This window comes from Lactobacillus sp. WILCCON 0059, assembly GCF_057197985.1.
In genome coordinates, this window is the sequence record NZ_JBUBHN010000001.1 from 104,326 (window position 1) to 117,088 (window position 12,763).

The window sequence follows — 12,763 nt, forward strand, 5'->3', positions numbered from 1 at the left end:
CTAGTAGCAATGTGCAATAGGAGAATAAAAAAGGCTCACTTTCGTGAACCTTTCCAGGTTAATCAAGTTGAATTTCGCGGTCAAAAAGCTGGCGGCTTTCCGCGGTCAGATTGTGGGCGACGAACATGATCGTTTTATCCGTCTTGAGCAAGCGGGCAATAATCTCCCGCGTGGCGGCCTGGTCAATAGCGCTGGTGCCTTCATCGATCAAAAGCAGCTGGCTGTGGTAAAGATAGCTGCGGGCCAGAACGATTTTTTGCCGCTGGCCGCCAGAAACATTGCTGTTTTCTACGGCAACTCTTGTATCAAGCCCGGCCGGCCAAAGATGCAGGTCCTCACTTAAGTTCACCTGGTCTGCTGTTTGGCGGAGCAAGTCTTGATCGCTTAAATCTGGATTGAACATGGTCATGTTTTCGGCAACGCTGCCGGGGAAAAGCTGGGGATCCTGGGGGAGATAGCCGATTTGACTCAAGTTGGGCTGAATGGCCTGCCCCTTCTGGTCCAGATAGTGAATTTCTCCACTGGCTGCCTTGACTTCACCTAAGAGCAGCTTGAAAAAAGTACTTTTCCCCCGGCCGCTGGCGCCGGTCAGCAAAACTTTTTCTCCAGGCTGCAGCTTGATGGCCGGGTAAACCAGGGTGAGGCCGTTAAAGTCAACGGTTAAAGGACTGCTGGCAAAAGCAGCTGGAGCTTGGCCGGTCTCTTTTTTCTCTGGGACAGCTTCTCTTTGCTTAAGCAGGTCTTGCCGCAGCTGGCGGCTGCCGGAAATTTCGCCTAAGTAGTCAGCCGCGTTCTGCAGATTGCCAAAAAAGTCACTGTTAAAAGAAGCAATGCTGCTGAGCAGGCCAAAAGCCGTCCAGTGTTGGATGACCAAAAAGGCGGTCAAGAGCAGGATCAAGCTGCTGCCAAGAGAATATGCCAGCTGATTGAGGTAATCCAAGAGGGCAGAGACGGCGCTTTTGTGCACATGAGCATCTTCTAGCTCCTTGGCGGCCAGGCCGGCTTTTTCCTTAAACCAGGCTAAGGATAGGCAGCGGTGCAAGTCGCCAAGGCCGAGCAGCCAGTCGCCAAGAAGCTTGAGATAGGCCTGGTTCTGCGCGGCCAGTCTTTGATTGGCATGGTTGAGCTGGCGGTCAAGCAGGCGGGGAAGGTAGATCTGCATCAAGGCAAAGATGAGGCAGGCGATGAAGAGGCTCCAGTGAAAACTGAGCAGAGCGCCGCCGGCAGCCAGGACCGTCATGCCGGCCTTAAAGCTGCTGTAAATATTGCGAAGGTAGCTGACAGTTAGCAGGTCTCCTTCCTTAAGCAGCTGGTTTTGCGCCTGGGCTGGATCGTTTGCTTGGCCATCATTGAATATATGCAGGGCAAGCTCTTGCCGGATCTGCTGCAGGTAGCTTTGGATCAGCTTTTCCAGGGCCAGGTTGCCGTAGTAGGTGAGCAGGGCACTGAAGGCCAAGCAGGCCAGCTGCAGGGCCAGCATTTGGGCAAAAAGCACGGGCTGCCGGTTTCTTAAAGCATTGAATTCCAGGGTCAAGGCGTAAGAAGACCCGACCAGCAGCAAGGAGCTTAAAGCCGCGGCCAGGAAGAGCAGGCTGCTTTTGACTGGTTTGCGGAGGTAAAATTCTTTAAAAGTCATACATGCTTCTTTCTAGCTAAGCTGATTTCCCGGTCAAAGCGGGCTTTTTGTTCAGGGCTTAAATTGTGGGCAACGAAGATGACGGTTGCCGGCAATTGGCAAAGAGTCTGCAAGATTTGGTCCTGGCCAGTCCGGTCAACCGCGCTGAGTGACTCATCCAGCAAAAGCAGGGGAAAGTTATGGCTTAAAGTCCGGGCAAGAGCCAGTTTTTGCTTTTGACCGCCGGACAGGGTCAAATCGTCTGAAGTAATCTGGCGCTGGGGATCAAGCTTAAGGCCGACTTCTTCCAGGTAATCTTTTGGATCAGCACTTAGGCCAGGGGTATGCATGGTCACGTTTTCCGCCAAAGTCGCGGGGAACAGGACCAGGTCCTGGGCCAGATAGCCGATTGAGTAAGGATCCGGCTGGAAGGCTTGGCCAGCAGCGTCTTTAAAAACGATCTGGCCTCTTTCAGCTTGTAAATCACCTAAAAGCAGTTTTAGCAGGGTGCTTTTACCACTGCCGCTGTCGCCAGTGATGAGGATTTTTTCACCAGCATGGATGGTCAAATCGGGGTAGGACAGAAGCTGCTTGCTGCGGGTTAGGGAGACCTGGTTAATCTCGATTTGGGCCATCAAGCTGACCGGCTGCAGATTGTCATTTTTCTTGCTTTCCTGTAGGCGGCTAAGCCGCTGGCGCAGGCTTTTGGTCGAGTTCAGATAAGAATAGCTGCCGGCGATGTTTTCCAGGACGGAAAAAATACTGCTGGCGAAATAACCAGCCGCAATGACGCCGCCTAAGGACATTTGTCCTTTAAAGAAGAGGAAGCCGGCGATGAGGGGGATGCTGACTGTGCCTAAGGCGTTGCTAAGGCTTTGCAGGCACTGGATCTGGCTGTTGATCTTGCGGCGGCTGACTTGCCGGTCGGCCAGCTCTTGGCCGGACTTAAGCAAGGCTTTTTGATAAGGGCTTTTGGCAAAATAGCGGCGAAGTTCTGCCAGGCCGGCAGTCCATTGGGCAATAGTCGCTAAAAAGTGCTGGTTGGCAACTGACAATTGATCAGTGGCCTGGTTGCTGTATTTTTCCAATAAGCGGGCAATCGCGAAGGAAGTCACGGTAGTTAAGAGGCTGGCCAGGAGCAGGAGCCAGTGAAAAGACAAGAGGCTGGCGACAACCATAAGCGCGTTGATAACGTCACAGATCAAGTAAAAGAGAACAGTCGCGTAATCGTAAGTCAAGGTGTCAAGGTCTTGGCTAAAGTGGTTGGTCATTTCGGAGACGCCGGCAGGCTGTTGGTAATAGTGGTCAGCCAGTCTGTCTCTGACACCGTGCAGATACTGCTGGGTCTGCTTGCTGAAGAGGTAGTTGGCCCCGTTGAAAGCCAAGTTCAGTACTAAGGCCAGGGCAAATTGAATCAGAAGCAGGCTACAAAAAATGTTAAAACGGCCGGCGGAAACTTGGTTGACCATTGGCGAGAACAGGTAAGTTGAAGTAACGTCGATGACCTGGGTCATGACCAGCAGGGCAAAGATTATGGCGAAGCGGCCCCGGTTGCTGTTGATTAGTTTACATAAAGTCATGAGTAAAAATGGTGTAGTCTTTTTCTCCTAAAGGATCTTGGGATATGAGTTGCATAACGGTTTCGGCATCTTTTTTTAGACCTAGTTTTGCTAGAGAGGCTGCTAAGATTTGTTTCATTCTTTTTATACCTAAAACATCGCCCAACTGCCGGTATTCTGATAGAGCATCTATGCTGCCAGATATGGCAAGTGAAAAATCTTCGGTCTTGTAGTCAATATAAGCAGCTGTAGCAAATTCTTCAGCTAAATACTCACTGTTATACGCAGAAGTCAGTTTGATGCTGTTTTTTATGATTTCTTTGGCAAGATCATAGTTTTGCAACTCTAGTTCTAATTGAACTTGATTAATTGAAACTTGACTATAGTAACGAACAAGCTCAGAAATCAATGTAGTGTTGGCAGCATCGCTTGTGGTAATACAGCTGCTTAGAATTGTACTGGCACTAAGCAACAGAAGACGGGCGTCTTGCAGATGCTGATAGTGATTATCGGCGGTAGAAATTAGAGCTAGCGCAAGTAAGTTGTCAATAAGAACTAAAGATTCCTCAGTTTGATCTTGAAGAATCATTTTAGAGGTCAAGACTGACATCGTCTTATAAAAATCCTCAGTATTATTAGTACGTTTTAGTTTTAAGACGCACAAGCGATGAAGTATCAGTCTTTGAATTTCAGGTTCCTCTGCTTTATCTAAAGCTAAGTTAAAAATTATTTCTGCTAATCTGGCATCCCTCTCAATACCGCAAAGCGTAGCGAGTTTTACCAAATCGGCTGGGGAATCTATCTGACATAATTCATCTTGCCGGAGTGTGACCACTGAGTGACAAGACGAATAGTAGCCGAGGATCATTACGATAGAATCAATCCAAGTTGCCAGGTCGGAGATATCAATTGTCATGAGCTGGGCTACGATCTCTTCTTCGGTTGGCAAAGTTATCCCAAGCTTTTTGCTGACTTGTTCAATAAAGTAGAATTGTGATGTCGATTTACGCAGTCCGAAGTCCGTTAAGAATTCAGGTGCTTTTAGACTTCTGCTGTGAGCGGGTTTGTTTTGTAAAACTGTTTCTTTTGCGTATTGTATTCTTTCAAACAAAACAGGAGATTCTTGCCATGAAGAATCTCCTGACTTGAAAGAACTTAAAAATGATTCAAATTTCATGCTCTTCCCTTAGTAATTACATTGTGATTCCATGAAAGCACGATATCTGAAAAATAAGAAATCGTGTTGTTGTCTAAATCTTCAATTACTTGTTCCAAATCCATTGTTACCACCTCTTTATCATTTTTTAGTAATTTTAGTCTAATTCTATAGCCTGTTCAACCGGTATAAGCAGAAAACATTAACTATTTTCATCACTATTGCTTTTCACTTCTTGCTCATACTTTGTTAATTTCTTATAAGCTTTTTTGCTCCCGCGGTTCAAGTCCTTGTTAAATTTATATTCTTGCCAGTCGCTTATGAAGAGCAGGTCCAGGTTATAACCTTCTGGATAAAGGTCGGCAGCTTTTCGCCGTAATTTCAGCCGTTTAACGGGAACGACATAAAATTGTTTGTTGATAAAAATTTTGGCTAAGGTTCGGTCTGCTTCCAAAGCGTAGAAAATACCCTCTTTTTCCAGATTGCCCGCGTAGACCACGTCTCCTTTGCAAAAATGTGTTTTGACTATTTTGCCAGTGGCTTTTTCTTTCAAAATGACCGTGCTGCTGTTGAGTGGCAATTGACCGGCTAAAACTTTTTGCGCCTGGTCGATAATTTCTTTTGGCATCCCTACTTTTTGGGCGATCCAAAAAGCCCGGCTCTGGCCGACTTGGTCTAAGAGCAGACGGTATGTTGGGGTGAGAGTGTCAGCATTGAAGTCCATTGACGCGGTCCGGTAATTTGGATGCTTAACGGCATAGTCCTTGATCCTACTGTAGTGGGTCGTGGCTAAAACCAAGCATCCCTTAAGTTGCAGGGTTTGCAAGACGGAGATAGCAATAGCAGCTCCTTCATCAGGGTCAGTGCCACTTCCCAGTTCATCGAGCAAAACCAGACTGCGGCTTTGAGCGTGAGTGACAATTTCGGCAATATTGGTCATTTCTGCTGAGAAGGTCGACAGGGAGTTATCTAGGTCCTGTTGGTCACCAATTTGGCTGAAAATTTGCTGGCTGACAGGAATGTCGCAGATTTCCCGGCTAGGCAGATAAAGCCCAATCTCTGTCATCATGATAGCCAGGCCGCAGGTTTTTAAAGTGGCGGTTTTGCCACCGGCATTTGGTCCAGTAATGATCAAGCCGCGAACTGGTGACTCGATTTCCAGGTCAAGTGGAACGGGATTTTTAAGCAGGGGATGCCGCATCCCCCGTAAAAGCAGCTGATTTGTCTGATTTAATCTGGCCCGCTTGCCATTTAGCTCCCGGCTATACCGCGCCCGGGCCATAATTTGATCAATTGCCGCGACGATATCAATGTTACGTAATAGGCCGTGGCTTTCTTCATAGACGGCAGCGGTCAGTTGTCCGAGTATCATCGCTTCAATAGCTTCAATTTGTCCCTTGACAGCAATCTTTTCGCTGCTTAGTTGGTCCAGCTTGCGTGGAAGAATGAAGGCAGTCTGCCCATTGGCCGAATAAGCGATGATTCGGCCAGCGATTGCCTTTTTAAAGCTGCTTTTGACGGGCAGAGTCAAGTGGCCATCTTTTTCTACCAGCCGCTGTTCTTGCAAACTTTGGCTGACTTTCTTGCTTTGCAGCAACTTACCAGCGGCGTCTTTTATTTCCTGGTTCAGTTCCCGTTCTTGTCGCCGCAGCCGCCTCAAGTCGCGGTCAGCGCTGTCGGCAACTTGACCATGTTCTATTGACTGATAAATCTGTTCAACCAGTTTTGGAAAAAGCTGGAGCTCTTCACCATAGGAATTAAGGATTGGAACCAGATCTTTTTCTCTGCACAAAAAGCGTTGCAGCAATTCACAGACCCGGAGATAATCAGCAACTTTTTCCAAATCATCTGCTGATAGAAGGAGTCCCCTCTGAGCGCGATTGATCAATGGCAAAAGGGAATCTGAAGAAACAAACGGCAGCTGCAAGCGCCGCTCTAAGAGCCGCGTACCTTCTTCTGTTTCGTCGAGTAAGTGGACAACGGCTGCCGGCTTGGTCAATGGCTGGGCTTGCAGAAGCAAGTTTTTAGCTTCGTGGGACTTGGCGTAAGATGCTACTTGGGTAAGGACTTGTGCAAATTGCAATTGGTCGTTTTCAAAAAATTCAGTCATCTAATTTTCCTTTAATCTGATATGCGTAAAAAAACCGGTCTCCAAAAAAGTTGGAGACCGGTTGATATTATGTTGTTTTGACCTAGGCAAAGTTTTCCTGCAGGTCCTTCACGCCGGCTTCTGACAGGGTGGTGTAGATTGAACCCTTAACGCCCTTGAAGGTTTCCAGGCTGAGGTCGATGCTCTTTTCACCATTGCTGCCATCGCTGACTGCCACGCCCAAAAGCTTGTAGGCGGTTGAAGTCGGGTCTGGTGAGAAGTACAGGCGCTTCTTGCCGTCAGTTACTGACTTTTCAGTGTAGAAGTAAACCTTGGCCGGGCTGGACTTGACTGCCAGGTTGAGGTCGCTGGAGTCAACCTTGTTCAAGGTCAGCAATTCGTAGTGCTGAGCCAAGTGACCGCCAACGCTTTGGAAGACAGCCAGGAACTTTTCAGTTGCTTCAGGGTCAACTTCACCGAAGTCGATGTTGTCGTTTTCTTGTACCAATGACAAGATCAATAAGTGCTTAGTATCCTTGTCGTAGTATACGCTGAAGTTTTCAACGCCGCCTGGCCAAGGAGCCTTGCCCTTTTCATATTGGGTGAAGTAGACGCTTGAGTCGTTCTTGACAACCAGCTTGTTTGCGCCGTCAACGGTCTCCAGACTGATGATCGGCATTGGCGGAACATAGCTGTCCTTTTGACGCTGTGCCCACAGCTGGGATTGCTTCTTCTTTTCATTGCGGGAGTTGATGTAGGTACCGACGCAGATGATGATGATTAAAATTAAAAGTATCCAACCCATAGTTGTCTAAACCTCCAGTGTTGGCATTTCTTCCGAGCTGAAAAAATGCTTGATTAATGCTAAGTTAAAATTTATCTGGCTCAAAGCAAAGTGCTAAGCCCGTTTATATCTTTTAATTTTACTACAAAATAGCCGTTTGGCAAACCTTGTATAGGCCGCAAAGTTATTTAAATTAAGCGGGGACGGGATTTTTTAAGAAAAAAGCAGCTGAGCCTTATTAGAAATAAATTAAGTTAGTTTTTAGCATTCTTTGCAATGCTTTCCCTTAAGTAGCCCAGGTACTTTTGCCCGATGGAAGAGAGCTGGTGCAGGCGGTTGGTCAGGTAGCCGATTTCAATGTATTCATCGCTGATCAAAGGCCGGGCGATGATGTCGTCCCCGTTTAAGTCAGCATTGATGATCCCTGAAGAGATGGTATAGCCGTTTAAGCCGATCGCCAGGTTAAACAGGGTGGCCCGGTCACTGACAATGATGGATTTTGGTGAGTGCTGGTCAGCCAGGGTTTCTTCCCAGTAATAGAAGGAATTGTGCTGGCCCTGGTCGTAGCTGAGCTTAGGGTAGGGCAAGAGGTCGGCTAAAGAGATAGATTTTTTGCCGGCCAGGGGATGGTTTCTGTATAAAAAGACATGGGGCCGGGCCTTAAAAAGGGGAGTGAAATTGAGCTCCTTTTCCTGGAAGCTGTTTTCCATGACCTGGCGGTTGTAGCGGCTGAGGTAGACGATGCCGATCTCGCTGTGGAGGTTGGCCACGTCTTCGATGACTTCATAGGTCCGCATTTCTTTGAGGCTGGCCTGGTAGTCGCTCTGGCCGATTTCTTTTAACAGCTGGACGAAAGCGTCAACGGCGAAAGCATAGTGCTGGGCCGCCACGGAAAAAATCTTCGGGGCGCTGGCCTGGTCGCCGTAGCGGCGCTCAAGCAGCTGGACCTGGTCCAGGATCTGCTGGGCGTACTGCATGAATTCCCGGCCATCTTCAGTCAAGCTAACCCCTTTTTTGCCCCGGATTAGGATGGTGATCCCCATTTCTTTTTCCAGCTGCTTGATGGCGCTGGACAGGGTAGGCTGGGCGATGAAAAGTTCTTTGGCTGCCTCGGTCATGTTGCCGAGGGCGACGACTTTTTGCAGATAGAGCAGTTGCTGGATGCGCATGGTTGAACCTCCATAGTTTAAATCTATCGATACATGATAAAAATAGCTATTTTCAATCATAACGAGATCTGGCTATAATAACAAGCATTAAGAGCAAATTAAAAACACGATTTAAAAACTTCGGAGGTAATTCAGATGTCATTTCCACGTTACGATATTGTCGGCAGTTTCTTGCGTCCAGCAGCGTTAAAGGAAGCCCGGGAAAAATTTGCCCGCGGCGAAATCAGCCAGGCCGAGCTTACGGCCGTAGAAGACCAGGAAATCAAGGCCCTGGTGCAAAAAGAAGTCGCTGCTGGCTTAAAGGTAGTTTCTGATGGGGAATTCCGCCGCAGCTATTGGCACTTGGATACCTTCTGGGGCTTTGGCGGGGTAGAACATGTACGGGCTGATCATGGCTACTTCTTCCATGATGAAGAAACCCGGCCAGACGCGGCCAAGTTGGTTGGCAAATTGACTTATGAAGCTGGTCACCCGGATGTGGCAGCTTTCGACTTCCTCAAGCCCTTGGCGGATGCGGCTGGCGTTGAAGCCCGGCAGAGTATCCCTGCCCCGGCTCAGCTTTACTGTGAACTGATTTGCCGCAACGATGAATTGATCGCGGCTACTGATGCCGTTTACCCAGACCGGGCAGAACTGGCCAAGGACGTTTCCAAGGTCTACCGGGAATTGATTTTGGACTTGTACAAGCATGGTGCCCGCGACATCAAGCTGGACGACTGTACTTGGGGCGTCTTGGTCAACGACAGTTTCTGGCATGCTTTTGACGAAGGCCACCTCAAGCGCGAAGAAGTCCTGCAGCTTTACAAGGAAATCAATGAAAATGCCTTGGTTGACCTGCCAGAAGACTTGCGGATTACGACCCACATCTGCCGGGGCAACTACGACTCAACTTGGGCTTCAGAAGGTGGCTACGGCCCAGCTGCTCCTTACGTCTTCAAGGAAAAAGGGGTGGACGCCTTCTACCTGGAATTTGACGACGACCGGTCAGGCGACTTCGCTCCTTTGGCTGAAGTGCCGGCTGACAAGGTAGTTGTTTTGGGCCTGGTAACCAGCAAGAAGCCGGAATTGGAAGACCCGGAAGCTTTGAAGGCCCGGATCAAGGAAGCAGGCCAGTACCACCCATTGGCTACTACGGCTCTCAGCACCCAGTGCGGCTTTGCCTCAACTGAAGAAGGCAACCACTTGACTGATGAAGAACAATGGGCCAAGATCAAGCTGGTCATCGACACGGCTAAGGAAGTTTGGCCAGACGCTGAATAATCAATAGGGATGCCTCCTTGCGCGGGGCATCTTTTTGATATTTCCTTTATGCGTATGCTATGGTATCATTTTCTTGTATTCGTATATGTGAATTTCAATTTTTGCTGGAGGAAAAATTAGAATGAGAGCGAGAAAAAGTATCTTAGCAATTTCGGTGAACATGCTGTTGATCGTGGCTGCCTGTTTGCTGATCGACAAATTAGTCCACAGACAGAGCACTTTTTGGGGGATTCTTCCTTTCCTAGCCTTCTATGGGGCCTATGAGTTCCAAATGAGCGAATCCGTACCAAAGAGAGTCCACACAATTGTAAACGTGGTCTTGGGAGTGGCCGCTTTAGCCATTGCCGGCGTGCTCTTATATATCAGTTTCCATAACTAAACAAACAAGATTAGATGCCTCCTTACACGGGGCATCTTTTTGATACTTGGAAAAAGTGTCACATGTCTGATAATTTTTTCAAAAAGTCAGCCGAAGCGCTTTCGCAAAGCTGAATTCTTCTTTATAATAGGACTAGCAAAAAGAGAACATTGAAGAAATGAGGCAACTACTTTGAAGAAATATGCATTTGGTGTTGACATCGGTGGTACCACTGTAAAGATTGGTTTGTTTGAAACCAACGGTGAATTGTCACAAAAGTGGGAAATCCCAACCAGAAAAGAAGGCAACGGGGCCAAGATCCTGCCTGACATCGCGGCTTCTCTGAACGACAAGCTGAAGGAACTGGACATTCCTAAGGAAGAAGTAGCCGGGATCGGCATTGACGTGCCAGGTCCAATCCTGGATGATGAAATCGTCAACCGCTGCGTCAACCTGGGTTGGGGCGTCTTCAACGTGGCTGAAAAGGTCCGCAAGCTGACTGGCCTGGACGAAGTCAAGGTAGCCAACGACGCCAACGCTGCCGCTTTGGGTGAAATGTGGCAAGGCGGCGGTGAAAGCCACCAAAACGTTGTCATGGTTACCCTGGGTACCGGCGTCGGCGGCGGGATCATCTCTGAAGGCAAGATCGTTGCTGGTGCCTTCGGTGCTGCCGGGGAAATCGGCCACCTTTTGGTCAACAAGGATGAAACCCAGCTTTGTGGCTGCGGCAAGAAGGGCCACCTGGAACAATACGTTTCCGCGACTGGTATTGCCCGCAAGGCCAAGGAACTTTTGATGGAAAGCAATGAAGAATCCAGCCTGCGCGAAGTTGAAGAACTTGACGCCAAGGCCGTCTTTGACGCGGCTAAGGAAGGCGACAAGCTGGCTTTGGAAATCGTTGACTTTGTCGGCCAGACCCTGGGCGCGGCTTTGGCTTCCATCTCCTGCGTCTTTGATCCAGAAGTCTACGTTATCGGCGGCGGGGTCTCCAAGGCAGGTCAAATCTTGATCGACACGGTGCAAAAGTACTTCGTTGAAGCAGCCTTCCACGCTTCTGAAGGCACGGAAATTGCCCTGGCCCAACTGGGCAACGATGCCGGCATGTACGGTGCCGTTAAGATGGTTCTGTAAGATAAAGAAGAAAAAATCTTAAAATTCCATAACACGCGAAAAACGAGGCAGGCCTTTCGGCTTGTCTCGTTTTTTGCTTGCTTAAGTTTTATCAAGGGTATATTGCTTAGTATTGAAACCAGAAACAGATTTGCTTTACTTGGACAGGAGGTCAGCAACGTGCTTGCCTGAGTAGAAGCAGTAGCCACCTTCAGTACCTGGCATGTTCGGGCCGTAAGTGTCACCGATCAGCATGCCGGCAGCGTCGTTACCGATAGCGTACAAGCCTTCGATAGCTGCACCTTGTTGGTCAAGAACTTGGTTTTCCAAGTTGACCTTCAAGCCACCCATCGTACAGAAGGCACCGATACCTTGTTCAATAGCGTAGAATGGACCTTCAGCAACTGGAATCATGAAGTCCTTGCTCTTGCCGAAGTCAACGTCTTCGCCCTTGGCTGCCAGTTCGTTGTAACGGTCAACAGTTGCCTTAAGTTCTGGCAGGTTCAGCTTTTCAGCCAGTTCTTCAATGCTGTCAGCCTTGGTCAAGAACTTAGCGTTCCGGCCCAAAGCTTCATCAAGTTCTGCTTGCAGGTGTGGAAGCTTGGTGTCGTGGTAGTCGTAAGTCCCCATTGCCTTGTAGAGACCTTCGTTTTGCAGGTGGTCAATCGTCTTTTGGTCAACGATAGTGTAGAACTTGTTTTGGGTGAAGAGGGCGTTGCCGGCTTCTGAGAAGTTGTCAACAACTTCTTCGTTAACGAAACGTTGACCCTTTTCGTTGACCCAAAGCAGTGATTGCTGGTTGGCTGCACCGTTCATTTCGTCGTAACGGTAGATGTAGCTTGGCTTGTCTGGGTCCTTGATGTAGCCACCAAACAGCATGGCCATGCCCATAGCGTAACGTTGAGCGCCAACGTTCCAAGCCAGTTCCAGGCCGTCACCAGTGTTCTTGCCGGAGTTGCATGGGATCAATTGGTCAGCGTTGTAGTTGGTGTACTTGGCGATCAAGTCCTTGTTGTTCAAGTAGCCGCCAGTTGCCAGGATGACGTTCTTGGCCTTGATGTCGCTAACGGTTTGGTCAGCCAGGTTCTTGACGCGGACGCCGACAACCTTGCCGCCTTCGGTCAAAAGTTCTTCGACTTCGTGTTGAGTAGCGATTTCCCCGCCAAGTTCTTGGAACTTAGGTGCCATAACTTGGTGAATGACAGCTTCACAGCGGCCGTCAAACAAGTGCCAAGTTCTTTCACCGCTGCCCAGTGGTTCAACGTCCAACCACTTAACGCCCAAGTCGTCCAACCATTGGATGATGTCGGCTGAACCGGCGATGTATTGCTTCCAGGTGTTGGTGTCAGCCTTGTAGTGGGAATAGCTCAATTCTTCGTTCAAGGCGTCTTCTTCAGTCAGCTTGTAGTCGTCATGCTTCTTTTGCATGAATGAGTTGACCGCGAAAATACCTTCAACGTGGTTGCCGCTGCCACCGATTGAGTGGCCCTTTTCCAGGATCACCGTGTCCAGGCCGTTGTGGGCTGCTTCATAACCTGCAGCGAAACCGGAAGCCCCGCCACCGACAATTACCAAATCGTATTGCTTCTTCAAAGTCATCTGTATTTCCTCCTTCATGTTTTCGCTTACATTATAGACTGGCTTTGTAGTAGAATTGTAGGTG

The 12,763-nt window shown here is 48.7% G+C and carries 10 protein-coding genes; 3 read left to right on the forward strand and 7 right to left on the reverse strand.

Annotation, left to right across the window (positions count from 1 at the left end):
• Window positions 1-58: 58 nt before the first annotated feature.
• From ACYVUT_RS00540 to ACYVUT_RS00565, 6 genes are all read right to left on the reverse strand, one after another.
• Complete coding sequence (locus ACYVUT_RS00540) at window positions 59-1,636, reverse strand: ATP-binding cassette domain-containing protein (protein WP_439775218.1); 1,578 nt, start codon at window positions 1,634-1,636, stop codon at window positions 59-61.
• Window positions 1,633-3,195 (reverse strand): ATP-binding cassette domain-containing protein, encoded by a 1,563-nt coding sequence (locus ACYVUT_RS00545; RefSeq protein ID WP_484501342.1) that lies wholly within the window; start codon window positions 3,193-3,195, stop codon window positions 1,633-1,635. The genes ACYVUT_RS00540 and ACYVUT_RS00545 overlap by 4 nt, the downstream gene beginning before the upstream one ends.
• Entirely contained in the window at window positions 3,182-4,351 is a 1,170-nt protein-coding gene (locus ACYVUT_RS00550; protein WP_484501343.1) for a hypothetical protein, read from the reverse strand. Before ACYVUT_RS00550 ends, ACYVUT_RS00545 begins: the two co-directional genes overlap by 14 nt.
• Window positions 4,352-4,532: 181 nt before the next feature.
• The gene (locus tag ACYVUT_RS00555; protein WP_484501344.1) at window positions 4,533-6,440 is read right to left on the reverse strand and encodes an endonuclease MutS2; all 1,908 of its coding nucleotides are present in this window, start codon (window positions 6,438-6,440) and stop codon (window positions 4,533-4,535) included.
• Between the two features lie 82 nt (window positions 6,441-6,522).
• On the reverse strand, window positions 6,523-7,224 hold the full coding sequence (locus ACYVUT_RS00560; protein ID WP_439775099.1) for a hypothetical protein: 702 nt from the start codon (window positions 7,222-7,224) through the stop codon (window positions 6,523-6,525).
• 233 nt (window positions 7,225-7,457) lie between these two features.
• On the reverse strand, window positions 7,458-8,372 hold the full coding sequence (locus ACYVUT_RS00565) for a LysR family transcriptional regulator (RefSeq protein ID WP_484501345.1): 915 nt from the start codon (window positions 8,370-8,372) through the stop codon (window positions 7,458-7,460).
• 135 nt (window positions 8,373-8,507) lie between these two features.
• Between ACYVUT_RS00565 and ACYVUT_RS00570 the strand changes: the two genes are divergently transcribed.
• The 3 genes from ACYVUT_RS00570 (at window position 8,508) to ACYVUT_RS00580 (ending at window position 11,121) form a co-directional block, all read left to right on the forward strand.
• Window positions 8,508-9,632, forward strand: coding sequence for a 5-methyltetrahydropteroyltriglutamate--homocysteine S-methyltransferase (locus ACYVUT_RS00570; protein WP_484501346.1), 1,125 nt, complete (start codon window positions 8,508-8,510; stop codon window positions 9,630-9,632).
• A 121-nt stretch (window positions 9,633-9,753) separates the two neighbouring features.
• Window positions 9,754-10,011: a hypothetical protein gene (locus ACYVUT_RS00575; RefSeq protein ID WP_484499628.1), complete on the forward strand. Its 258-nt coding sequence runs from the start codon at window positions 9,754-9,756 to the stop codon at window positions 10,009-10,011.
• A gap of 171 nt (window positions 10,012-10,182) precedes the next feature.
• Window positions 10,183-11,121: an ROK family glucokinase gene (locus tag ACYVUT_RS00580; protein WP_484499629.1), complete on the forward strand. Its 939-nt coding sequence runs from the start codon at window positions 10,183-10,185 to the stop codon at window positions 11,119-11,121.
• A 135-nt stretch (window positions 11,122-11,256) separates the two neighbouring features.
• Here the strand turns inward: ACYVUT_RS00580 and vprA are convergent, their stop codons facing one another.
• A complete protein-coding gene (gene vprA / locus ACYVUT_RS00585) occupies window positions 11,257-12,699 on the reverse strand; it encodes a vinyl phenol reductase (RefSeq protein ID WP_439775095.1) in 1,443 nt (480 codons plus the stop codon).
• Between the last annotated feature and the right edge of the window lie 64 nt (window positions 12,700-12,763).